The sequence below is a fragment of the Enterobacter sp. 241F3 genome (genome assembly GCF_034106785.1).
GTDB classification, from domain to species: Bacteria; Pseudomonadota; Gammaproteobacteria; order Enterobacterales; family Enterobacteriaceae; genus Enterobacter; species Enterobacter vonholyi.
Map to the genome: position 1 here is coordinate 1218059 of NZ_JAWNDD010000001.1, position 23380 is coordinate 1241438.

The 23380-nt window shown below is 61.2% G+C and carries 22 protein-coding genes and 1 pseudogene; 9 read left to right on the top strand and 14 right to left on the bottom strand.

Annotation, left to right across the window (positions count from 1 at the left end):
* Positions 1-28: 28 nt before the first annotated feature.
* On the bottom strand, positions 29-499 hold the full coding sequence (locus UR504_RS05805) for an SRPBCC family protein (protein ID WP_143344822.1): 471 nt from the start codon (positions 497-499) through the stop codon (positions 29-31).
* Positions 500-541: 42 nt separating this feature from the next.
* On the bottom strand, positions 542-1558 hold the full coding sequence (gene mtnA, locus UR504_RS05810) for an S-methyl-5-thioribose-1-phosphate isomerase (RefSeq protein WP_302234445.1): 1017 nt from the start codon (positions 1556-1558) through the stop codon (positions 542-544).
* A 104-nt stretch (positions 1559-1662) separates the two neighbouring features.
* Between mtnA and mtnK the strand changes: the two genes are divergently transcribed.
* Positions 1663-2862 (top strand): S-methyl-5-thioribose kinase, encoded by a 1200-nt coding sequence (gene mtnK / locus UR504_RS05815; RefSeq protein ID WP_115874474.1) that lies wholly within the window; start codon positions 1663-1665, stop codon positions 2860-2862.
* 52 nt (positions 2863-2914) lie between these two features.
* On the opposite strand, the gene UR504_RS05820 is transcribed toward mtnK, so the two are convergent.
* From UR504_RS05820 to UR504_RS05835, 4 genes are read right to left on the bottom strand one after another with little or no spacing between them, the layout of a single operon-like run.
* Positions 2915-4156 carry an LVIVD repeat-containing protein gene (locus UR504_RS05820; protein WP_111964416.1) on the bottom strand — a complete coding sequence of 414 codons (1242 nt, stop codon included), beginning with the start codon at positions 4154-4156 and terminating at the stop codon, positions 2915-2917.
* Positions 4153-5217 carry a sugar ABC transporter substrate-binding protein gene (locus UR504_RS05825; RefSeq protein ID WP_048026943.1) on the bottom strand — a complete coding sequence of 355 codons (1065 nt, stop codon included), beginning with the start codon at positions 5215-5217 and terminating at the stop codon, positions 4153-4155. The genes UR504_RS05820 and UR504_RS05825 overlap by 4 nt, the downstream gene beginning before the upstream one ends.
* 19 nt (positions 5218-5236) lie before the next feature.
* Positions 5237-6232 (bottom strand): ABC transporter permease, encoded by a 996-nt coding sequence (locus UR504_RS05830; RefSeq protein WP_302234439.1) that lies wholly within the window; start codon positions 6230-6232, stop codon positions 5237-5239.
* Positions 6229-7731 (bottom strand): sugar ABC transporter ATP-binding protein, encoded by a 1503-nt coding sequence (locus UR504_RS05835; protein WP_302234438.1) that lies wholly within the window; start codon positions 7729-7731, stop codon positions 6229-6231. The genes UR504_RS05830 and UR504_RS05835 overlap by 4 nt, the downstream gene beginning before the upstream one ends.
* Before the next feature lie 158 nt (positions 7732-7889).
* Between UR504_RS05835 and UR504_RS05840 the strand changes: the two genes are divergently transcribed.
* The 4 genes and pseudogenes from UR504_RS05840 (at position 7890) to UR504_RS05855 (ending at position 10633) form a co-directional block, all read left to right on the top strand.
* Positions 7890-8978, top strand: a complete 1089-nt coding sequence (locus UR504_RS05840; RefSeq protein WP_302234436.1) for an oxidoreductase — start codon at positions 7890-7892, stop codon at positions 8976-8978.
* A gap of 57 nt (positions 8979-9035) precedes the next feature.
* Positions 9036-9768 (top strand): annotated as a pseudogene (locus UR504_RS05845) (SDR family NAD(P)-dependent oxidoreductase).
* 183 nt (positions 9769-9951) lie between these two features.
* Entirely contained in the window at positions 9952-10248 is a 297-nt protein-coding gene (locus tag UR504_RS05850) for a type II toxin-antitoxin system RelE family toxin (protein WP_023303272.1), read from the top strand.
* Positions 10229-10633 carry a helix-turn-helix domain-containing protein gene (locus UR504_RS05855; RefSeq protein ID WP_127729982.1) on the top strand — a complete coding sequence of 135 codons (405 nt, stop codon included), beginning with the start codon at positions 10229-10231 and terminating at the stop codon, positions 10631-10633. The genes UR504_RS05850 and UR504_RS05855 overlap by 20 nt, the downstream gene beginning before the upstream one ends.
* Here UR504_RS05855 and UR504_RS05860 read toward each other — a convergent pair.
* From UR504_RS05860 to entC, 7 genes are all read right to left on the bottom strand, one after another.
* Positions 10630-10827 (bottom strand): YbdD/YjiX family protein, encoded by a 198-nt coding sequence (locus UR504_RS05860; protein WP_006809671.1) that lies wholly within the window; start codon positions 10825-10827, stop codon positions 10630-10632. The genes UR504_RS05855 and UR504_RS05860 overlap by 4 nt on opposite strands.
* Positions 10828-10931: 104 nt before the next feature.
* Positions 10932-13037 (bottom strand): pyruvate/proton symporter CstA, encoded by a 2106-nt coding sequence (cstA, locus tag UR504_RS05865; RefSeq protein ID WP_274242308.1) that lies wholly within the window; start codon positions 13035-13037, stop codon positions 10932-10934.
* A 149-nt stretch (positions 13038-13186) separates the two neighbouring features.
* Positions 13187-13600, bottom strand: a complete 414-nt coding sequence (entH, locus tag UR504_RS05870) for a proofreading thioesterase EntH (protein ID WP_127729977.1) — start codon at positions 13598-13600, stop codon at positions 13187-13189.
* Positions 13601-14356 (bottom strand): 2,3-dihydro-2,3-dihydroxybenzoate dehydrogenase EntA, encoded by a 756-nt coding sequence (gene entA / locus UR504_RS05875; RefSeq protein WP_252092632.1) that lies wholly within the window; start codon positions 14354-14356, stop codon positions 13601-13603.
* Positions 14356-15210, bottom strand: coding sequence for an isochorismatase (locus UR504_RS05880; protein WP_302234429.1), 855 nt, complete (start codon positions 15208-15210; stop codon positions 14356-14358). The genes entA and UR504_RS05880 overlap by 1 nt, the downstream gene beginning before the upstream one ends.
* A gap of 10 nt (positions 15211-15220) precedes the next feature.
* On the bottom strand, positions 15221-16831 hold the full coding sequence (gene entE / locus UR504_RS05885; protein ID WP_302234427.1) for a (2,3-dihydroxybenzoyl)adenylate synthase EntE: 1611 nt from the start codon (positions 16829-16831) through the stop codon (positions 15221-15223).
* 9 nt (positions 16832-16840) lie between these two features.
* On the bottom strand, positions 16841-18016 hold the full coding sequence (entC, locus tag UR504_RS05890; protein WP_302234425.1) for an isochorismate synthase EntC: 1176 nt from the start codon (positions 18014-18016) through the stop codon (positions 16841-16843).
* A 188-nt stretch (positions 18017-18204) separates the two neighbouring features.
* Between entC and fepB the strand changes: the two genes are divergently transcribed.
* A complete protein-coding gene (fepB, locus tag UR504_RS05895; protein WP_302234424.1) occupies positions 18205-19164 on the top strand; it encodes a Fe2+-enterobactin ABC transporter substrate-binding protein in 960 nt (319 codons plus the stop codon).
* 46 nt (positions 19165-19210) lie between these two features.
* Here the strand turns inward: fepB and entS are convergent, their stop codons facing one another.
* Positions 19211-20458: an enterobactin transporter EntS gene (gene entS, locus UR504_RS05900; protein ID WP_302234422.1), complete on the bottom strand. Its 1248-nt coding sequence runs from the start codon at positions 20456-20458 to the stop codon at positions 19211-19213.
* 108 nt (positions 20459-20566) lie between these two features.
* On the opposite strand from entS, the gene fepD reads away from it, so the two are divergent.
* The 3 genes from fepD to fepC are packed head-to-tail and all read left to right on the top strand — an operon-like array spanning position 20567 to position 23351.
* Positions 20567-21571: a Fe(3+)-siderophore ABC transporter permease gene (gene fepD, locus UR504_RS05905; protein ID WP_320739435.1), complete on the top strand. Its 1005-nt coding sequence runs from the start codon at positions 20567-20569 to the stop codon at positions 21569-21571.
* Positions 21571-22560: an iron-enterobactin ABC transporter permease gene (fepG, locus tag UR504_RS05910; protein WP_274243234.1), complete on the top strand. Its 990-nt coding sequence runs from the start codon at positions 21571-21573 to the stop codon at positions 22558-22560. The genes fepD and fepG overlap by 1 nt, the downstream gene beginning before the upstream one ends.
* Positions 22557-23351: an iron-enterobactin ABC transporter ATP-binding protein gene (fepC, locus tag UR504_RS05915; RefSeq protein WP_143344809.1), complete on the top strand. Its 795-nt coding sequence runs from the start codon at positions 22557-22559 to the stop codon at positions 23349-23351. The genes fepG and fepC overlap by 4 nt, the downstream gene beginning before the upstream one ends.
* The last annotated feature ends 29 nt before the right edge of the window (positions 23352-23380 follow it).

The window sequence follows — 23380 nt, forward strand, 5'->3', positions numbered from 1 at the left end:
AGGGTAAGGGTGAGGGCATCCGAGCGCGTTACACCTTCAATCCCTTCACATATCCCACCAGCTGATCCAGCACAATCCCCCATCCTTCGTGGAAGCCCATCTGATCATGCTGCTCGCGGATCTCCTTCGTCGGATGACGCGCAATCGCCGTATAGCGGGTTTTCCCCTCCCCGACATCTTCCAGCAATAAAATCGCCGTCATAAACGGCTTCTCGGCCGGTTTCCAGCCTTCGGTATAGCCGTCGGTAAAGACCAGCTTTTTACCGGGATCGATTTCCAGGAAGACGCCCCGGTTATCCATCCGCTGACCGTCCACCTCAAACACGGTGTTGAACCGCCCGCCCACGCGCAGGTCGAGATCGCATTCGGTCACCTTATGGGGAGCAGGAATGAAGAAGTTTTTGATGTGTTCCGGCGTAGTCCAGCAGAGCCAAAGCAGGTCGCGCGGTGCATCCACCACGCGCTCCAGTTTTAAGTCAGTTTCAGGATCGAGCGTCACGATGTTGTCCTCTTAAGGGAGCCCCTTAAAGGATAGCCGGACTCAGGCAAATTTCCCTTCCGCAACCTCTTCCGGCGTGACCACGCCCGTATCCAGCACCCAGCCGCTAATCAGCGAGGCTGGCGTAACGTCAAACGCCGGGTTGTAGACCTGCGCGTTTTCCGGCGCCCACTGAACCGCGCCAAAGCTTCCGGCGACGCCCGTCACCTCGCTGGCGGCACGCTGCTCAATCGGGATCGCGTCACCGTTCGGGCAGTCCGGATCGAGGGTCGTTTGCGGCGCGGCCACATAGAACGGAATGCCGTGGAATTTTGCCAGCACCGCCAGGGAGTAGGTGCCGATTTTGTTCGCCACGTCGCCGTTAGCCGCAATGCGGTCTGCGCCCACCCACACGGCGTCTACCTGCCCTTTCGCCATCAGGCTGGCGGCCATGGAATCGGTAATCAGCTGATACGGCACACCCAGCTCGCCAAGCTCCCACGCGGTCAATCTACCGCCCTGCAGCAGCGGGCGGGTTTCATCGACCCAGACGTTGCTGACGTTGCCTTCCTGGTGCGCGCGAGCAATGACCCCAAGCGCCGTACCGACCCCCGCCGTTGCCAGTCCGCCGGTGTTGCAGTGGGTCAGCAGGCGGCTGCCGGGCTTCACCAGCGCGCTGCCCGCTTTCGCAATGGCATCACAGAGTCGTTTATCTTCATCAATCAGGCGCAGCGCCTCCGACACCAGCGCCGGAACATACTCTTCCTGCCACAGCGCAATCTTCATGCGGTCGAGATTGTTCATCAGGTTCACCGCCGTCGGGCGGGACGCGCGCAGGGTTTCCAGCGCAACCGCCAGCTCGTCGCGGCTTTTGCCGTTTTCCGCCAGCAGCGCCAGCAGCAGGCTTGCAGAGAGACCAATCAGCGGCGCGCCGCGCACGCGCAGGGCGTGGATATGCCCAACCAGCGCCTCTACGGTCGAGGCATCCAGCCAGCGTTCCTCCTGCGGGAGGGCCTGCTGGTCGAGAATAAAGAGCTGATTATTCGCCACCCGCAGGCTGGTCGTCTGTAATGTCTGCATGTCGTTAATTCCCTGTTGCGTTGTTGTAGCACATTGTGTCAGGATGAAATCCAGATGTATAGACGTCTACATGTCTTAATTTAAAAACTCGTGAGGAGCAGGCCATGTCGCAATACCGTACCTTTACCGCTCAGGACGCCGTGGAGTATGCCAGGCAGTTTGGCGGACTTGACGATCCTTCATCGCTGGTAGAGGCGCAGGAGATTGGCGACGGCAACCTCAATCTGGTCTTTAAAATTTTCGACAGCGCGGGCGTGAGCCGCATCGTCGTTAAGCAGGCGCTACCCTACGTGCGCTGCGTCGGCGAGTCCTGGCCGCTGACGCTGGACCGCGCCCGTCTGGAGGCGCAAACCCTGGTCGAGCACTACCGGCACAGCCCGCAGCACACCGTGAAAATCCACCACTTCGATCCGGAGCTGGCGGTGATGGTGATGGAAGATCTCTCCAGCCATCGCATCTGGCGCGGCGAGCTGATCAAAAATAATTATTACCCGCTGGCGGCGCGTCAGCTGGGTGAATACCTCGCGCACGCGCTGTTCCACACCAGCGATTTCTACCTGCACCCGCACGAGAAGAAAGTGCAGGTGGCGAAATTCATCAACCCGGAGATGTGCGAGATCACCGAAGATCTGTTCTTCAACGATCCGTACCAGATCCACGAGCGCAACAGCTACCCGGCCGAGCTGGAAAATGACGTCGCGGCGCTGCGCGACGACGCCCAACTTAAAATTGCCGTGGCCTCCCTGAAGCACCGCTTCTTCTCGCACGCCGAAGCGCTCCTGCACGGCGATATTCACAGCGGGTCGATTTTTGTGGCGCACGGCAGCCTGAAGGCCATCGACGCCGAGTTTGGCTACTTTGGCCCGATTGGCTTTGACGTCGGTACCGCCATCGGCAACCTGCTGCTGAACTTCTGCGGCCTGCCGGGGCACCTGGGCATTCGCGATGCCGCCGCCGCGCGCGAGCAGCGCCTGACCGATATTCAGGAGCTGTGGAACACCTTCGCGGAACGCTTCCAGGCGCTGGCACACGAGAAAACGCGCGACGCCGCGCTCGGCGCGCCGGGTTACGCCTCTGCGTTCCTGAAAAAGGTCTGGCATGACGCCATCGGCTTCTGCGGCACCGAACTCATTCGCCGCAGCGTCGGGCTTTCCCACGTCGCGGATATCGACACCATTCAGGACGAGGCCATGCGACACGAATGCCTGCGCCACGCGATAACGCTCGGCAAGGCGCTCATTGTGATTGCTGACCGCATCGACAGTGCGGAAGATCTGGTGGCGCGGGTGCGGCAGTACAGTTGATTTTCTCCCTCTCCCTGCGGGAGAGGGCCGGGGTGAGGGCATCAAACTGCGCTTACCCCAAATACTCAATCACCGACAGTCCGCCGTTATAGTCCGTGCTGTAGATAATTCCCTGCGCATCCACAAACACGTCACACGACTGGATCACCTGCGGGCGATTCGGTCGAGTATCCATCATTTTCTCCGGTGCCGCAGGCACCAGCGCACCGGTTTCCACGGGCCGATACGGATTTGAGATGTCATACGCGCGCACGCCCGCGTTCTGATACGTCGCAAAAATCAGCGTTGAGCTGACAAAGCTCCCCGGCCGGTTCTCGTGCAGGTTGTGCGGCCCAAAATGCGCCCCTTTCGCCACGTAGTCGGTTTCATCCGGCTGCGGGAAGGTAGAAATACTGACCGGATTCGACGGCTCGCGAATATCAAACAGCCAGATCAGCTTCTCGCCGTCTTCCTGGTTATCGAGCACCGCTTCGTCCAGCACCACCAGCAGATCGCGGTCGGGCAGCGGCAGCGCGGTGTGCGTGCCGCCGCCAAACGGCGGGCTCCAGTTACGGTGGCTAATGAGCTTAGGCTGAGTGCGATCCTTCACGTCCAGCAGCGTCAGGCCGCCGTCGCGCCAGCTGCCGTACGCGGTATCGCCGGCAATAATCGCATGGTGGAGCGCGTAGCGTTTCCCTTCCGGCCAGTTCGGCTTCTCCCCTTCTGCCTGATTCATCCCCGGCAGCCACCAGCGCCCTGCCACCTCAGGCTTACGCGGGTCGGCCAGGTCGATCGTCAAAAAGATGTAGTCGGTAAAGCCGTCGATCAGCGCCGACACGTACGCCCAGCGTCCGCCGACGTACCAGATGCGGTGGATGCCGATACCGCTCAGCGACAGAAAACCGATTTCGCGCGGCTTGTCCGGCGTGGATATATCAAAAACGCGAAGCCCCGCGCTCCAGCCTTTGTCCTGCACGTCGCTGACGGTCTCGCCCACCTGCCGGGTGTAGTAGACCTTCTCGTCGGCAAAACGCGCATCGGCAAAAAGATCCCGCGCGTTAATGACCAGCAGCAGGTCATCATGCGCCTGCAGATGCACGTTCCAGGTGCCGGGCGGCGCGGGCACGTAGCCTGCCGCTTTCGGGTTTTTCGGGTCGCGCACGTCGACAATCGAAAAGCCCTGCGACACCATATGGCCTATATAGGCGAAACCGCGATGCACCATCAGCTGCACGCCGTCCGGGCGACCCCCCTGATCGCTATGGCCAATCAGCCGCATATTGCGGCTGTATTCGGGCGTAGGGAGCTCGCTCATTTATTTTTCGCTTCCAGCGTCGCAAACCACGGCGCGATAAAATCTTCCGTCTGGCCCCAGCCCGGAATGATTTTGCCCAGCGACGCCACGTTCACCGCGCCCGGCTGGGCGGTCAGCAGCGCCTGAGGAATGGCGGCTGCCTTAAAATCGTAGGTCGCTGGCGTCGCTTCCCCGGCAATCTTGTTCGCCACCAGACGCACGTTGGTCGCGCCAATCAGCTTCGGATCCACCGCCACGCTCACCTTCCACGGGCTGCCCGGCTCGCGCATCAGCTGCAGATCCTGGTTGGAGATGTCGATGCTGTAGAGTTTAATCTCGGTACGGCCGTTCTCTTTCAGCGCCTTATACGCGCCCTGGCTGAAGGCGTCCCAGGTTCCCCAGATGGCGTCGATTTTACCTTTCGGGTATTTCGCGAGGATTGCGCCCACCTTGTTGGCGGTGTCGCCCTGCACGTCGGAAGAGACTGCGCCGATAGACTCCAGCTCTTTAATGTCCGGATACTGTTTTTGCAGCTCTTTATAGGCCGCCTGACGACGCTCCATCGGCGGGAAGCCCGCCACCCACAGCTTGACGATATTGGCCTTGCCGTTGAAATCTTTCGCCAGCTGGCCGAAGGAGAGGTTCGTCAGGGAGGCATCGTCCTGTTGGGTAACGGTCACGCCCGGGATCTCGCCGTTGACGGCGGTATCAAATACCGCGACCTTAATCCCGGCGTCCACCGCCTTCTTCACCAGCGCGGTGGAGTACGGATCGCGGCCCTGAGACAGGATAATCCCGTCGTACTTCTGGCTGATGGCCTGGTTCACGAAGTCCTGGAATTTGGCGTCGTCCCCGTTGCTTAAAAAGGTGCTGACCTTAAAGCCGAGCTTCTTCCCTTCCTGAATGGCCCCGGCAATAAACTGCGTGGTGTTGTCGTCTGAGCCGAGGTTACGGATCACCGCGATGCGGATCGGGCCGTCATGGTTGGCAATGGCCGCCGGAAGCGGTGCGGGCGTGGCCGCAAAGCCAGGCAGAGCGGTGAATAACCCTAATGCCACCAAAGAGAGTGCAATCTTTTTCATTTTTTATCCCGTTGTGTTGTCAGCGTTTTTGTATGTAGGTAATCGCCAGCGCTACCGCGAGCACCAGCCCTTTTATAATGTCCATGGCGTAATACGGCACGGAGAGCATCACCAGCCCGTTCGACAGCACGCCGAGAATAACCGCCCCGACCAGGGTCCCCAGCGCGTTCGGCTTGCCGGACCCGGCCAGCGAGAAGCCAATCCACGCCGCCGCTACCGCATCCATCAGATATCCGCCGCCCGCGTTCACTTGCGACGACCCGATGCGCGAGGCCAGCAAAATCCCGCCCAGGCCCGCCAGCAGCGAGGCAATCACGTAGGCCGCCACCTTGTAGCGGGTGGTGCGAATGCCGGAGAGACGCGCCGCTTCCGGGTTACCGCCAATGGCGTACATCCGGCGTCCATGAGTGGTGAGCGACAGCCCCAGCTGTGCCAGCACGGTCACCACCAGCATGACGATCACGATGGTCGGCACCTGTCCCAGCAGGCTGAACGCCGCCGGAATAGTCCCTTCCGCCATATCGCCGCTCGGCAGCACCATGTTTTCGGTAATCGACCCGCCGTAGCTGTAGGTCATCGCCACGCCCTGGATCACAAACAGGCTGGCCAGCGTCGCGAGCATGTCCGGAATGCGCATGATAACGATCAGAAAGGCGTTAAACAGTCCCACCAGCGTGCAGAGCGCGAGGGTAATCAGAATCGACTCGGTGGTGCCGAAGCCGTGCCAGACGAAAAGGGAAATCACCAGCGCGTTCGCCAGCGACGCGGTAGACCCCACGGAGAGATCGAATCCGCCGATGGTCAGCGAGATCGACACGCCGATGGCAATCACCGTCACGATGGCAATCGAGCGCAGGATATTGATGATGTTGTTCGGATCGAGGAAGCTGTCAGACGCCAGGCCAAAGACGGCCACCAGCGCGACGACGGTCAGCAACATGCCCCACCTGTAGAGAAAATCGAAAATCTGCTGACGGCCAGACGCCGTCGCGTTTACTGAAAGGGCCTTACTCACGACGCCGTTCCTCCGGTTGAATAATAAAGTAGTGTCTCTTCGCGGGCCTCCGCCCCGGCGATTTCCGCCACGATACGCCCGTCCCACAGGACGCAGATGCGGTCGCACAGCCCGACCAGCTCGGCAAATTCGCCGGAGGCGTAAATCACCCCTTTGCCCTCGCGCGCCAGGCCGTCAATCAGCTGGAACAGATCGGTTTTGGCCTTCACGTCCACGCCTTTGGTCGGCTCGTCGAAGATCAGCACGCTCGCGTCATTGCGCAGCCACTTGCCGATGGCGACCTTCTGCTGATTGCCGCCAGATAAGCGGCGCAGCACCTGTCCCGGCCCACGGGCGCGCACGCCTACGCGGGCGATCACCTCCTCCGCCCAGCGCCACGCCTGACGATGGCCGAACAGACTCCAGCGCGAAAAGCTGTTATCGGCGCAGACGGCAAGGTTCATGCTCACAGGCTCGTCGATAAAAATCCCCTCTTTACGCCGCTCCTCAGGCACCAGCGCCAGCCCGCGCAGCACCGAGTCCGCCGGGTCGCGCGGCTGCCAGGGCTGTTGATTCAGCTCACCGCGCGCCACGCGGCTTTTGCTGGCGCCAAACAGCGCCTTACAGAGTTCGGTTTTTCCCGCCCCCGCCAGCCCGGCAATACCAAGAATTTCGCCCTTGCGCAGGTGCAGGGAGATATCTTTCAGCAGCGCGTCGTCGTGCAGACCTTCTACCCGCAGGAGCGTCTCTTCGCCGTGCGGCGGCCGCGCGGGCGGATAGATATCGCTCAGCACGTGGCCGAGCATCTTCTCGACGATCGCTTCTCCGCTAAGATCGGCCATCGGTCCGGACTCAATCAGCTTGCCGTCGCGCAGCACCGTCAGGGTGTCGCAGATGGCCTTCAGCTCGTGAATGCGGTGGGAGATAAACACCACGCCGATGCCCTGCTGCTTTAAGCGTCTGACTACCGCAAACAGGCGCTCGCTCTCGTGCGCGTCCAGCGGCGCGGTGGGCTCATCAAGAATCAAAAAACGGCAGTGGTGGGATAGCGCCCGCGCCAGCAAAATCTGCTGCTTTTCGGCAAGCGTGCAGCTGTCGATGGAACGGCGTACGTCCAGAGAAACATCCAGCTGCGCCAGCGCCTGTCTCGCCTGCTGACGGATCGCGCGCCAGCTGAAGCGATGCCCCGGCTGCGCCAGCTGGTCGAGCATGATGTTCTCGGCGATGCTTAACCCCGGGATCAGGGCCACGTCCACTTCCTGCTGCACAAGGTGGATCCCCAGCCGTTTGGCATCGAGCGGTTCGCGGATGTTTACCGGCTGGTTGTTAATGCTGATCTCGCCCTCATAGTGGTCGTGCGTCCCGCACAGCACCGCCATCAGCGTCGATTTTCCCGCGCCGTTGGCGCCGGTCAGCGCGTGTACGGAGCCGCCGGATAAGGTGAAATTCACGCGCGACAGCGCCTGAAAGCCGGAAAAGGCCAGGCTGATACCGCGCATTTCAAGGCGACTGGAAACCATCCGCGTAAATCCTTCATTACTCTTCTGATTTACCGAATTTTTCACAGCTCCGGTTGACTGACAACGACGGAAAAGGCATAAGTTAAAGCGAAATATTATTAGCCATCCGGATGTCCAGACATAACATCGGGTTAGCGCTTCCCAAAAAGGACACCATCATGAGCAATACCGATATCCGCGTCGTGCCTGGCCCGGCGAACTACTTCTCTCATTCCGGAAGCCTTGCGCATCTGAATGACTTCTTTACCCCTGAACAGCTTTCCCGCGCGGTGTGGATCTACGGCGAGCGCGCGATCGAAGGCGCGCGCCCTTTCCTGCCGGAGAGCTTTAATGCGCCGGGGGCGAAACACCTGCTGTTTAAAGGCCACTGCAGCGAGCGCGACGTCACCCATCTGGTGAATGAATCCGGCAGCGACGCCAGCGTGGTGATTGGCGTTGGCGGCGGCGCGGTGCTCGATGCCGTCAAGGCCGTGGCGCGCCGCTTAGGATTGCCGTTCGTGGGCATCCCCACTATTGCCGCCACCTGCGCGGCGTGGACCCCGCTCTCCGTCTGGTACAACGATGCCGGTCAGGCGCTGCATTTTGAGATCTTCGACGACGCCAACTTCCTGGTGCTGGTGGAGCCGCAGATCGTCCTTAACGCCCCGGCGGAGTATCTGCTGGCGGGCATCGGCGATACGCTGGCGAAGTGGTACGAAGCGGTAGTGCTCGCCCCGCAGCCTGAAAAGCTGCCGCTGACCGTACGGCTGGGCATCAACGGCGCGCTGGCTATCCGCGACGTGCTGCTGGAGCACAGTGAGGAAGCCCTGGCTGACCAGCAGCGCGGTGAACAGACGCAGGCGTTCCGGGACGTGGTGGATGCGATTATCGCAGGCGGCGGGATGGTCGGCGGTCTGGGCGAACGCTATACCCGCGTGGCGGCGGCGCATGCGGTGCACAACGGTTTGACCGTGCTGCCGCAGACGGAAAAATACCTCCACGGCACCAAGGTGGCCTACGGCATTCTCGTGCAGAGCGCCCTGCTCGGCCAGGACGACGTGCTGGCACAGCTGGTCTCGGCGTATCGGCGTTTTAACCTGCCGACCACGCTTCGCGCGCTGGAGGTCGATATTAACAGCCGAGAGGAGCTGGATAAGGTGATTGCCCACACCCTGCGTCCGGTGGAATCAATTCATTATCTGCCGGTGACGTTAACGCCCGACGTTCTGCGCGCGGCGTTTGAGAAGGTGGAATACTTCAGCCGTTAATCTCCCTGACCGTCTATACCTAATGATGATTCTTACCACTCTCGTAACGAGGTCATCATGCAGATCGATTTAACAGGTAAAAAGGCACTGGTTACCGGTGCCAGCCGCGGGTTGGGTCGGGCTATTGCACTGTCGCTGGCGCGCGCCGGTGCGGATGTGATTATTACGTATGAAAAATCTGCCGATAAAGCCCAGGCGGTCGCCGATGAGATTAAGGCGCTGGGAAGACGTGCAGGCCGACAGCGCCAGCGCACAGGCGATTCAGGATGCCGTCACCCATGCGGCGCGTTCCCTTGGCGGGCTGGACATCCTGGTCAACAACGCCGGGATCGCGCGCGGCGGCCCGCTGGAATCCATGACCCTGGCGGACATCGACGCACTCATCAACGTCAACATTCGCGGCGTGGTGATCGCCATTCAGGAAGCGCTGGTGCACATGTCTGACGGCGGGCGCATTATCAACATCGGCAGCTGTCTGGCCAACCGCGTGGCGATGCCGGGTATTGCCGTTTACTCGATGACCAAGTCTGCACTCAACTCCCTCACCCGCGGGCTGGCGCGCGATCTGGGGCCGCGCGGTATTACCGTTAACCTTGTCCACCCCGGCCCCACCAACAGCGATATGAACCCGGAAGACGGCGAACAGGCGGAAGCTCAGCGCCAGATGATCGCCGTCGGCCACTACGGCCAGCCGGAAGACATCGCGGCGGCGGTCACCTTCCTTGCCAGCCCGGCCGCCGGACAGATCTCCGGTACCGGCCTGGATGTGGACGGCGGGTTGAACGCCTGATCGCAATCTCCATGCAAGCCTCTGTCGCCCGGCAGAGGCCTTTTCGAGCCGCCTCGACGGTATGCGTTTTGCCTCTTACCTGTATTTTTTCTCCGCTCTACAGTACCCCATAAGAAATTCGGAATTTATCTAATAGTCTTATTATTTCCTTATATTTTGTGTGGGCGTACAGTGGAGGTACGGATGAAGATTGTCTGGTCAAAGAATGCAAAGAAAGAATTTTCCAAAATCGATGGCCGATATCAGCGAAGAATCAAAGCAAAACTTGCTGAGCTGGACGATCGCTCAGCTCCCCGGCCCGATATCAAAAAAATATCGGCAACAGAAAATCATTTTCGGCTACGCGTTGGCGATTACCGCATTCTGATTACACTTCGGGACGATCCCGATAACCATTGTTATGTTTTGGCCGTCAAGCGCAGAACATCAACGACCTACCTTCACGAGGAGAAAGCCCCCTATGGCTGTTCAGCTAATTAAGGACGATGACGGAAAAGCGCAGTACGTCGTTATTCCCTATGATGAATACTTTCGTATGTGCTTACAGATGGCAGAAATTGACGACGAAACCGATGATGATCTAGAGGATATTGAAGTCGAACACGATTGTTATGATGACGTAGGATTACCTGGTGAAGTATGCGACGTCATGCATAACGAGAACGTCAGCCTGCAGGCCGCGTGGCGTATCCTGCGCGGGCTATCCCAGCAGGAGGTGGCGGAGAAACTCGGCATCAGCCAGTCCGCCGTGTCACAGCTGGAAGCGCTGGACTCCCGTCCGCAAAAGCGCACCCGCGAAAAGCTGGCGGCGATCTACGGCTGTAAGCAGGAACAGATCAGCCTCTATTTACCGAAAGAGGGTTAACAGCACTTCGCCCCGCCCTTGCCGCCGTAGCGGGCGTCCTGGCGGTCACGGAAAAATTCTTCGTAGGTCATTGGCGTCTGGTCCGGATGGTTGACGCGCATATGCTCGACGTAGTTGTCGTAGTCCGGCACGCCAATCATCATTTTTGCGGCCTGGCCCAGGTACTTACCTGCTTTGGATAGAGTGTCGAACATAGGTCATTTCTCGTTTGTTTCCCTCACCCCGCCCCTCTCCCAAAGGGAGAGGGAGGATAAGAAATGTAGGCCGGGTAAGGCGAAGCCGCCACCCGGCACACAGGTTAGTGCGCCCCTTTCGCCTGGGTCACAATCTCTTCCAGGTTTTCAGGCATCGGCTCGTACGGCGTCTCTTTCGCAGTTGGCTTATCGTTTTTCAACGCCGCCAGCGCGGTCCTGAGAGAATACAACGCCAGCACCACGACCACCACCATAAAGAAGATGGTTAGCCCGGCGTCCAGACGGTTATTAAACACCAGCTGCGACAGCTGCGATTCGGTGTACTGTGCCGGGATCTTGCCGCTGTCGATCATCGCCTGGAACTTGTTGGCAATCGCCAGGAAGCCCACCTTATTATCCGGGCTGAAGGCTTTCTGCCAGCCCGCCGTCAGGGTACAGATAAGCAGCCACGCGGTTGGCACCAGCGCCACCCAGGCGTAACGCTGGCGCTTCATCTTGAACAGCACCACCGCGCAGAGCATCAGCGCCATGCCCGCCAGCATCTGGTTGGCGATACCGAACAGCGGCCACAGGGTGTTAATCCCGCCCAGCGGATCGACCACGCCCTGATGCAGGAAATACCCCCACGCCAGCACGCACAGCGCCGTCGCCAGTAGGTTAGCCGGGAGCGAATCGGTCCGCTTCAGGTTCGGGGAGATGACGCCCAGCAGATCCTGCAGCATAAAGCGCGCCGCACGGGTTCCCGCATCCACCGCCGTCAGGATAAACAGCGCTTCAAACAGGATGGCGAAGTGATACCAGAACGACACGTCCATCAGCCCGCCCAGCGCACCGTGGAGAATATACGCCATGCCGACCGCCAGCGTCGGCGCCCCGCCCGCGCGGGAGATAATCGACTGCTCGCCCACTTCGCTGGCGATGCTCGTCAACGTTTCAGGCGTAATCGCAAAGCCCCAGCCGCTCACCACCTGCGCGGCAGACGCTACCACGTCAACGGTGCCGGCCGGGGCCAGGACCGCCATCGGGCTGTTCATCGCGAAATACACGCCCGGGTCGATAATGCAGGCGGAGACCAGCGCCATAATGGCCACGAAGGACTCCATCAGCATACCGCCGTAGCCGATCAGGCAGGCCTGATTTTCATTCGCCAGCATCTTCGGCGTGGTACCGGAGGCAATCAGCGCGTGGAAGCCCGACACCGCACCACAGGCGATGGTGATAAACAGGAACGGGAAGAGATTGCCGGTCCAGACAGGGCCGGTACCGTCGATGAATTTGGTTAATGCAGGCATGGTCAGGGTCGGGCGCATAATCAGAATGCCGATCGCCAGCCCGACGATAGTGCCGATTTTCAGGAACGTTGAGAGATAGTCACGCGGCGCCAGCAGCAACCATACCGGCAGCACCGCCGCCACAAAGCCATAGCCCACCAGCATCCAGGTCAGCTGTACGCCGGTAAAGTCGAAGAACGGCGCCCAGGTCGGGCTTTCCGCCACCCAGCCGCCGGAGATAATGGCGAACACCAGGAATACCAGGCCAATCACCGACACTTCACCAATCCGGCCCGGACGCAGGTAGCGGATGTAGATCCCCATGAACAGCGCCAGCGGAATGGTAAAGGCTACGGTATACGTTCCCCACGGGCTGTGGGTCAGCGCTTTCACCACGATCATCGCCAGCACCGCGAGGATGATCACCATGATCATAAAGGTCGCCACCAGCGCAATCACCCCGGCAGTGGCCCCCATCTCCTCTTTCACCAGCTCCCCCAGCGAACGTCCGTCGCGGCGGGTGGAGACGAACAGCACCATAAAGTCCTGCACCGCGCCTGCCAGCACCACGCCCGCCAGGATCCAGATCATCCCCGGCAGGTAGCCCATTTGCGCCGCCAGCACCGGGCCCACCAGCGGGCCTGCCCCGGCGATCGCCGCAAAATGGTGACCGAACAGCACTTTCTTGTCGGTCGGCACGTAGTCCAGACCGTCGTTATGGCGGACGGCAGGCGTCATGCGGGTGCTATCGACCGCCAGAACATTTTTAGCGATATAGCGGCCATAAAAACGATAGGCGATCAGGTAAACGCAGACCGAGGCAACGACGATCCAGAGCGCGTTGATCTGCTCCCCCCGGTTGAGGGCGATATAGCCCAGGGCAAAGGCTCCCACAACGGAGAGCCCTGCCCATGTAAGGTATTTCCCTGAGTTGTTCATAGTTGTTGTCCGTTGTTGTGAAACAGTGAGATGTTACATTTTGTTTCTAGAACAACCGGAAAAATTTAACAACTTTGAAACGCAATAATGCGTGGTCAAACCAGAGATTTACACCACAGTGTTAAGCCGATCACTTTGATCTGCCTGGGTTAGCCCAGCACCATCGTACTTAACCGGCAGGTGCAGCACCGCCGCCCCTGCTCGTCGAAAACCACAATCTCCCAGCTCTGGCTCGAACGCCCAAGATGCAGCGGCTGACACACGCCGCGAACCTTACCGTGGGAAACTGCCCGATGATGCGTGGCGTTCAGCTCCGTTCCCACCACGCTCTGCCCGTCGCGGGTCATCAGAAATCCGGCCATTGAGCCGAGCGTTTCCGCCAGCGCCGCCGAGGCACCGCCGTGAAGCAGGCCAAACGGCTGATGGGTTCGCGCATCTACCGGCATCTCCGCTTCCAGCGTGTCGTCCCCGAGGCGGGTATAGATGATGCCCAGGTTCGCCACCAGGGTATTCACGCTGGTGGCGTTCAGTTCTTCAAGCGATAAATGACGTTTCCAGATCATTTATGCCCCCAGCGTGGAGCCGCCGTCCACCACGATATCCTGCAGGGTGATGTGGCTGGCGGCATCGGAGGCAAGGAACAGCACGGTCGCAGCTATCTCCTGCGGGCGGGCAATTTTGCCCAGCGGAATGCCGAGCTTAAACTGCTCGCCGAAGCCGCGGATGCGCTGCTGTTCCGCATCGTCGCTTTTCCACAGGGTGCGCTGCATATCGGTGTCCGTTGAGCCCGGCGACACCAGATTGCAGCGCACGCCGCTGCCCGCCAGCTCCAGCCCGACGGTCAGGGCCAGGCTTTTCAGCGCCGCTTTCGATGCGCCGTAGGCGCTCATGCCGATGCGCGGCGCGTGCGCCGCGTCGGAGGCCACGGTGACCATCGCCCCGCCCTGCTGGCGGCGAAACTGGCCCATCGTCTGCTGGAAAAGGTTGAACGCGCCGCCGACGTTGACCGCGAAGGTATGCTGCCAGTCATCCTGCGAGAGCTGGTCCGTCGCCCCCATGCGCAGAATGCCCGCGGCGTTGACCAGCACGTCCAGCCGTTCGAGCGAAGCCAGCGCGCGCCCGCACACCTCATGTACCTGTGCGGCATCCGCCACGTCCAGCGTTTCGGTGGCAAACGGATAGTCATCCTGCGGGAAGGCCAGATCGAACCCGGTCACCTGCGCGCCTGCTTCGGCAAACGCCAGTGCAGTCGCGTAGCCAATCCCCTTCCCCGCGCCCGTCACCCAGACTGTTTTGCCGGTAAAATCGAATCCCGCCATTACGTCACCTCGCGGGAAAGCAGCGCCCACCAGGCGTCGAGAGTGGGATTTTTTGCCAGCATCACGAAGTCGATATCGCCGTGCACTTTGCGCCAGCGGGCGGCCAGCGCCATCATGCGCACTGAATCCAGGCCGTAGTCGATCAGGTTTTCGTCATCCATCGGCTCGTCGGACTCGTCCAGCAGCGGAAGGATCAGCTCGCGCAGCGCGGTTTTCGAGGCCGGAACGGACGGCAGCAGCTCGTCGGTCATCACCACGCGGCCAGAACGTCCGGCCACGTAGTTCAGGGACATCAGGTGCTCGTCACGGGTGAAATCCGCCAGCGCGTCGGCAATAAAGAACGGCTTAATGTCGCGCATAAAGGCGTCGGTGGCGGTGGTCATGCAGCCGATGTGAGCGTACACGCCGGTAATCAGCAGCTGGTTGCGGCCCGTCTCTTTCAGCATCTGCTCCAGGGGCGAGCGGTGAAACGCGCTGTAGCGCCACTTCACCAGCACCGTGTCCGCTTCGTCCGGGGTCAGCTCAGCGACGATGCGCTGCTGCTCCGGCGAGCGGGTCAGGCCCGGCCCCCACATGTCGTTCAGCAGGGCGCGGTCTTCATCGCTCTGCTCTTTTGGCTGCGCGGTGTAGTAAATCGGGATATTGTGTTCTTTGCAGTACGCACGCAGTTTAGCGATGTTCGCTACTACCTGCTGCATCATCGCGCTATTTTCGCCCCAGAAGTTCAGGAAGTACTCCTGCATATCGTGGATCAACAGCGCGGCGCGCTCCGGTTCAAACGCCCAGTTCACCTTGTTGGTCGGCAACTCTGCGGCGGTTGGCAGCGCGTAAGCGGTTAATTTAGGGATGGCCATACTCTGTTCCTCAGCCCCGGGCGCGTTCAGCAAGCCACAGGCGCAACTGTTTCTTATCGACTTTGCCGACCGGCGTCAGCGGGAGCGCATCGACGCTCTCCACGCGGTCCGGCAGCTTGAATTCGGCAACGCCCTGCTCGCGCAGGAAGCGACGCACCTCGACCGCGCGCAGGGGCTGTTTCACCACCAGATACGCGCAGCTCTTCTCGCCCAGCAGGCTGTCCTCCATGCTCACCAGCGCGGCGTGGATCACCGACTCATGGCGCAGCAGCAGGTTCTCGATCTCTTCGGCGGCGATCTTCTCCCCGCCGCGGTTGATCTGATCTTTCTCACGACCCTGCACCGTGATATAGCCCTGCTCGTCGATGGCGATCAGATCCCCGGAGCAGTAAAAGCCGTCGGCGTCGAAGGCGCTGGCATTGTGTTCCGGGCTGTTGAAATAACCGCGGAAGGTATACGGGCCGCGCGTCATCAGGCGTCCAACCTCCCCGCGCGGCAGCGGGTTGCCGTGCTCGTCAGCCACCCACACTTCGTCGTCCGGGCACATCGGGCGGCCCTGAGTGTTGATGATGCGCTCCGGCGCATCGTCGAGCGCGGTATAGTTCACCAGCCCTTCCGCCATGCCGAACACCTGCTGAAGCTGGCAGCCGATTTCCGCCGGAATGCGCGCCGCGAGCGTGGCGGAGAGGCGCGCGCCGCCCACCTGCAACAGCTTCAGGGTCTTAAGCTGCGCGTTGTCAGCACCGTCGGCAATCGCCTGCAGCCAGAGGCTCACCGCCGGCGGGACCAGCGAGGTGACGTTAATCTGATGTCGTTCAATCAGCGGGAAGCAGAGCGTGGCGCTCGGATCGTTCGCCAGCACCACGCAGCCGCCCGCGGTGAAGACGCCCAGCGATCCCGGCGAACTCATGGCGTAGTTGTGCGCCGCGGGCAGCGCGTTCAGGTAACGGGTTTCGGCGGTAATGCCGCAGATCTCGTTGCTGCGGCGGATGCTGTAGTCGTAGTCGTTATGCGTGCGCGGGATCAGCTTCGGCGTGCCGGTACTGCCGCCGGAGAGCTGGAAGAAGGCCACTTCGTCGGCGGGCGTCGGGTTCGGGATAAAGTTGTCCGCGGGACGGGCCATCGCCGCTTCCAGGGCATGTTCACCCTTATCGCCGCGCAGGAGCACGACGCGTACCGAACGGTGTTCATCCACGAAAGCGTTGAGGAAGTCATCGCCCGCAAACAGCGCATGGTCGCGATCGGCGATCAGCACGGCGGGGTTGATCTGCGCCGCGTAGGCGTTCAGCTCGCTGCGCTGGTGGCTAAAGAGCGCGTTGACCGGCGCGACGCCGATTTGCAGCAGCGCGAAGAAGGTGATGTAGAACTCGGCCACGTTGCCAAGCTGCACCAGCGCGGTCTCACCGCGATGTAGCCCACGCCCCTGAAGGGCTGAGGCCAGGTTGTTCACCGCCTGATTAAACGCACGGTAGGTGATGTGCCGCTCGCCGTCAATTATCGCCACGGCATCGCTGTCCGCGCGATCCGTCAGGATGTGGGTCAACGGCAGATCCTGCCAGTAGCCTTTTTCACGGTAGCGGCGGGCAAATGCCTCAGGCCAGCGGGTAAAGGGAATGGTCATGAGTCTTCCTTAGTGCAAACCAAATACGTTGAGCATGGTGGAGAGCTTCACGCCCGTCTCGCGCCACTCGCCCACCGGCGAGGAGGCAGGCACAATGCCCGCGCCGGCAAACAGGCGAACGGTATTTTTATGCAGACGCGCGCAGCGGATGGTCACCACCCACTCGCCGTTGCCTTCGCTGTCGCACCAGCCGACGATGCCGCCGAACAGCTCGCGGTCGAACGGCTCTAGCTCGGCAATCAGCTCTTTTGCCGCCTGATGCGGGAAGCCGCTCAGCGCCGGGGTCGGGTGCAGCAGGCAGGCCAGGGTTAGGGCGTTTTCGTTTTCACGCGCCTCGCCTTCTACCGGCGTCGCCAGATGCCACAGCGTGGGCGTGGTAATCAGCTGAGGAGAATCAGGCATGGTGAGATGATGGCTGCGCGGTGCCAGAATGGCCTTCATCGCCTGGGTCACCAAATCGTGCTCGTGGCGATCCTTTTCAGAGGCCAGCAGCTTATTGCCCGCTTCGCGATCTAATACATCATCGGGCTGACGACGCGCCGAGCCTGCCAGCGGCAACGAACTAAAGTGCGCGCCCTCTTTGCGCAGCAGCAGTTCAGGGCTGGCGCCGAGGAGCACGCCGCCGTCTTCCAGCGGCACGTGGAAGTTGAAGCTCGCCGGGTTCTGGGCGATCAGGCGCTCCATCAGGGCGCCGCTGTCCATGTTTTTGTCGGTCGCGATATCAATCAGGCGCGACAGCACCACCTTGTTCACCTGCGGTGTGGCGGTGAGCGACGCGGCGCGAGCGACCATCTCTTCGAAAACGGGCTGCGGCGGGATCTCGGTGCGTTGTTCCACCTTCAGTGCCTGCGCGCCGGAAAAATAACGTGCAGACTGCTGACGTGCCGGACGGGAAAAGGTCTGCCAGCGTTGGGGAATAAACAGAGAGGACGGCTTGCGGGTATCGAACGGGATAGCCCCTACCATCACCGGATGAGCGATACCGCTGGCTTTCGCATTCAGGAAGGCCTGGGCTAATTTTTGCTGGAAGCGACCCGCCGGATCGTCACCGCCAACTGCGGGTTCACTGAAGCGGGCAAAGCAGCCGGACGTAGTAAAGCTGCGGTAAGGCGACATAAAGAAAAAACGGTCTGATTCCAGCGTGGTTGCTGCGTGCTGAACTTCCTCAGCCAGGGACGTATCCATATCATCCTCCTTAAAATGATAAAAGAAGCAATAATGATTATCATTTATATTTTCGTCGGCTAACCTAATCCCACATCGCTCCGCTGTCAACCGTCGGGCAAATAACTTGTGCGACAAAAGCTTGCATCCAGATGCTGCAGCCATGAAAATGAGAAGCATTATCCTCAACAAAAACAGGATCCCGCGTTGTGAAATTCCCTGCCATTTTCCGTAATCCCCTGCTTTTATTGGCACTTTTTGTTTTAGGACTTACCTCAGCCGCTGCCGCCGACTGGCCGCGTCAGGTGACTGACAGCCGCGGCGTTCACACGCTAGAGAGCAAACCGACGCGCATTGTCTCTACCAGCGTGACCTTAACCGGCTCCCTGCTGGCGATTGACGCCCCGGTCGTCGCCAGCGGCGCGACCACGCCGAACAACCGCGTGGCCGATGCGCAGGGCTTTTTGCGCCAGTGGGGCGATATTGCGAAACAGCGTCAGGTTGCGCGGATGTATATTGGCGAACCGAGCGCCGAAGCGGTCGCCGCACAAATGCCGGATCTGATTTTGATCAGCGCCACCGGCGGTGATTCCGCGCTGGCGCTGTACGATCAGCTCTCCGCCATTGCGCCGACGCTTATCATCAACTACGACGACAAGAGCTGGCAGGCACTGCTGACGCAACTGGGCACCATCACCGGTCAGGAAAAACAGGCCGAAGAGCGCATTGCCGCGTTTGATAAACAGCTCGCGCAGGTGAAAGAGCAGATGAAGCTGCCGCCGGAGCCGGTGAACGCCATCGTCTACACCGCCGCCGCGCACAGCGCCAACCTGTGGACCGCAGAATCGGCGCAGGGCAAGCTGCTGCACCAGCTGGGCTTTACGCTGGCGGACCTGCCCGCCGGTTTGCAGACCTCAACAAGCCAGGGCAAGCGGCACGATATTATCCAGCTGGGCGGTGAAAACCTGGCAACGGGACTGAACGGCGAAGGGCTGTTCGTGTTTGCCGGCGACCAGAAAGATGTGGATGCGATTTACGCCAACCCGCTGCTGGCGCATCTGCCGTCGGTGAAAAACAAACGGGTTTGGGCATTGGGAACCGAGACGTTCCGCCTGGATTATTACAGCGCGATGCTGGTGTTAGACAGATTGAATACGTTGTTTAAGTAGGCATTTTCCCACCCTCTCCCTGTGGGAGAGGACCGGGGTGAGGGCATCAGGCCACACCGTCGTTCAACACAACCTCCTGCCTGAACCGCCGCAATTTCACCAACGCCACTAACAAAATCACGCCAACCATCGCTAACACAAACCCGCTGCTGCTCGCCGACGCCGCCGGGGTCATTATCGCCCCCAGCCCGCCGAGGATCGCCGCGCCAATCGCATCGCCCGTGACGTTCTGCGCCGTCCACAGGCCGTTGATGCGCCCGAGCATCCCTTCCGGCGTCTGGGTCTGGATCAGGGTGTACTGCAGCAGCGAACTGATGGCGCTCAGCCAGCCGAAAATCACCAGGCACAACACCCCGAGCGCCCACGCCGGCATCAGGCTAAAGAAGCCGATGGCGATAAACGACGCCAGAGTGGCAAGCAGCATAATCAGCCCCGGACGCGCGCTCTGCGCCAGGTTGCCGCTGGTCAGCGCCCCGCACGCCGCGCCGAGCGGAATGGCCGCGTAGAGAATGCCAATCTCCGAGGCGCTCATCTGCCACTCTCCCGCTAATGCCGGATACAGCACGCGCACGGCGCTCGCCATGGTCAGCAGGCCGCCGAGCAGCGCAATGCCGCCAATCAGCGGGTTGCTGAACAGGAAACGAATCGCGGCCATCAGCGATTTCAGGGGATGCTCGCGCGGCTGCGGCGGAGGCGGCAGCAGCGGCAGGCGCAGCAGCGTCAGCGTGGTGATAAAGGTCCCTGCCGCCGCCAGCCCGTAGTTCCACGCCACGTTGCCGGTCGCCAGCAGCAGGCCGCCCACCATCGGTGAAATCACCGAGCCGAGGCGCACGGTGAGCATGGTGATCGCCCCCGCCTGCATCAGATTTTCTCGCCCGACCAGCGCGGGCGTGGCCGCCAGCAGCGCCGTCACGCCCAGCGAGGCGAAAAAGCCGTCCCACAGCCCCAGGGCATAAATGGCGATCAGCGACGGCTCAGGCAGCATGGCGTTCAGACACAGCCCGATAAAGCCCACGCCGCAGGTGCCGCGCGCCAGCAGGATCAGCTTCTTGCGCTCGTAGCGGTCCGCCAGCACGCCGCCAACCATCAGGCCGATAAACATCGCCCCGCCGGTTAAGGTAACCGATAACCCCACCAGCCAGCTGGAGTGCGTCATGGTCTGGATCTGGACCGGCACGGCCACGCCGAGCAGGCCGAGGGATAAAATGGAGATAAAGCGAGCGATAAACACGGCGCGATAGGCCGGGTGCGTTTTGAGCAGGCTGAGGTTAAGCAGCCAGGATTTTTGATTCATGACAAAGCCTTGAGTGTAATTCTACCCATTCCATGGGCGCACATGCTAACATAGCCAAATAAGATAGATAACGATAATCACTATCATTATCAAATCATGGATGTTGCTATGTCGTTTTCCTCTTCTTCGGTGCGCGCGATTGCCGTGCCCGTTTTATTGCTGCTGTTGATCCTTGCGACTGCACTCAGCCTGCTGGTCGGCGCGAAGCCGCTTCCCGCGTCCGTCATCGTTGATGCGCTCACTGGCACCTGCCAAAGCGCTGACTGCACTATCGTGCTCGACGCTCGCCTGCCCCGCACCCTTGCCGGGCTGCTGGCCGGTGGCGCACTCGGCCTTGCCGGTGCCCTGATGCAAACCCTCACCCGCAATCCGCTGGCGGACCCCGGCATTCTCGGCGTTAACTCTGGCGCCAGCTTTGCCATCGTGCTCGGAGCGGCGCTGTTTGGGCTTACTTCTCCCTCTGAACAGCTGGCGATGGCTTTCTGCGGCGCGCTGGCCGCCTCGCTGCTAGTGGCGTTTACCGGCAGCCAGGGCGGCGGCCAGCTGAGTCCGGTACGCCTGACGCTGGCGGGCGTGGCGCTCGCGGCGGTGCTGGAAGGCTTATCTAACGGCATCGCCCTGCTCAACCCGGACGTCTACGACCAGCTGCGCTTCTGGCAGGCCGGCTCGCTGGATATCCGCACCCTTGAAACCCTGAAAGTGGTGGCGTTCCCGGTCATTATTGCTGCCGCCGTGGCGCTGTTTTTAAGCCGGGCGCTGAACAGCCTGAGCCTCGGCAGCGACACCGCTACCGCTCTAGGCAACCGCGTCGCGCGCACGCAGCTGATTGGCCTGCTGGCCATCACCGTCCTGTGCGGCAGCGCGACCGCCGTGGTCGGCCCGATTGCCTTTATCGGCCTGATGATGCCGCACATGTCGCGCTGGCTGGTGGGGACGGATCACCGCTGGTCGCTGCCGGTCACGCTGCTGGCGACGCCTGCGCTGCTGCTGTTTGCCGACGTGCTGGGTCGCCTGCTGGTGCCGGGCGAACTGCGCGTCTCGGTGGTCAGCGCCTTTATCGGCGCGCCGGTGCTGATCTTCCTGGTACGACGTAGACGCGGAGGTGGCGCATGATGGCCCCGTCCCGTCGTTTACTCACCAGCGTCTCGCTGCTAAGTATCCTCATTCTGCTGCTGGCGGTCTGGAGCCTGCGCAGCGGCGCGGTGACGCTCGATTTTTCTCAGGTGCTTAACGCCCTGCTCGGCAGCGCGCCGCGCAATATCACCTTGGTTGTCACCGAATGGCGCCTGCCGCGCGTGGCGATGGCAATTCTCGTAGGTGCGGCGCTCGGCGTCAGCGGTGCGATATTCCAGTCGCTGATGCGCAACCCGCTCGGTAGCCCGGACGTGATGGGACTCAATACCGGGGCCTGGAGCGGCGTGCTGGTAGCGATGGTGCTGCTCGGTCAGCACCTGACGGCCATTACCTTTACGGCAATGGCGGGCGGCATTCTGACGTCGCTGGTTATCTGGCTATTGGCCTGGCGCAACGGCATCGACACCTTCCGGCTGATCATTATCGGTATCGGCGTACGTGCGATGCTGATGGCCTTTAACACCTGGCTGCTGCTGCAGGCCTCGCTGGAAACGGCGCTTTCCGCCGGGCTGTGGTACGCAGGTTCCCTTAACGGCCTGACGTGGGGCAAAACCTGGCCCGCCGCGCCGCTGATTGTGCTGATGTTTATCGGCGCGCTGCTGCTGGTTCGCCGCATGCGGCTGCTGGAGATGGGCGACGACAGCGCCTGCGCGCTGGGCGTGAGCGTCGAGCGCTCGCGCCTGATGCTGATGCTGGTCGCCGTACTGCTGACCGCAGCCTCTACGGCGATCGCCGGGCCAATCTCGTTTATCGCCCTCGTGGCACCGCATATCGCGCGACGTCTTAGCGGGACGGCGCGCTGGGGATTAACCCAGGCGGCGCTGTGCGGCGCGCTGCTGCTGCTGGCCGCCGATCTCTGCGCCCAGCAGCTGTTTATGCCTTATCAACTGCCGGTGGGCGTAGTGACCGTAAGCCTCGGCGGGATTTACCTCATCGTCTTGCTCGTTAAGGAGTCACGCAAGAAATGACAGACACAACCACTCGCTTGCGCGGCGAACATCTCACCCTCGGCTACGGCAAAAAAATCATTGCCCGAGACTTAACCGTTGCCATTCCGGACGGCCACTTCACCGCGATTATCGGCCCGAACGGCTGCGGGAAATCTACCCTGCTGCGCACGCTGAGCCGCCTGATGACGCCGGTGGAAGGTAGCGTCTTCCTGGACGGGGAGCAGATCCAGCGCTTCGCCAGCAAAGAGGTGGCACGCCGCATCGGGCTGCTGGCCCAAAACGCCACCACGCCGGGGGACATCACGGTGCAGGAGCTGGTCTCGCGCGGGCGCTACCCGCACCAGCCGCTGTTTACCCGCTGGCGTAAAGAGGACGACGAGGCGGTGAACCGCGCGATGCAGGCGACGGGGATCGCCGATCTCGCCCGGCAGAGCGTGGACACCCTCTCCGGCGGCCAGCGTCAGCGAGCGTGGATTGCGATGGTGCTGGCGCAGGAGACGTCGATCATGCTGCTGGACGAGCCGACAACGTGGCTGGACATCAGCCACCAAATTGACCTGCTGGAGCTGCTGAGCGAGCTGAACCGCACGCAGGGGTACACCCTGGCAGCGGTACTGCACGATTTAAACCAGGCATGCCGCTACGCCACGCACCTGATTGCCTTGCGGGACGGTGAGATTGTGGCCCAGGGTGCGCCGAAAGAGATTGTCACGCCGGAGCTTATAGAGCGGATCTACGGCATGCGCTGCATGATAATCGACGATCCGGTGGCGGGTACGCCGCTGGTGGTGCCGTTAGGTCGGCGGTAATAGCCGGGTGGCGGCTACGCCTTACCGGG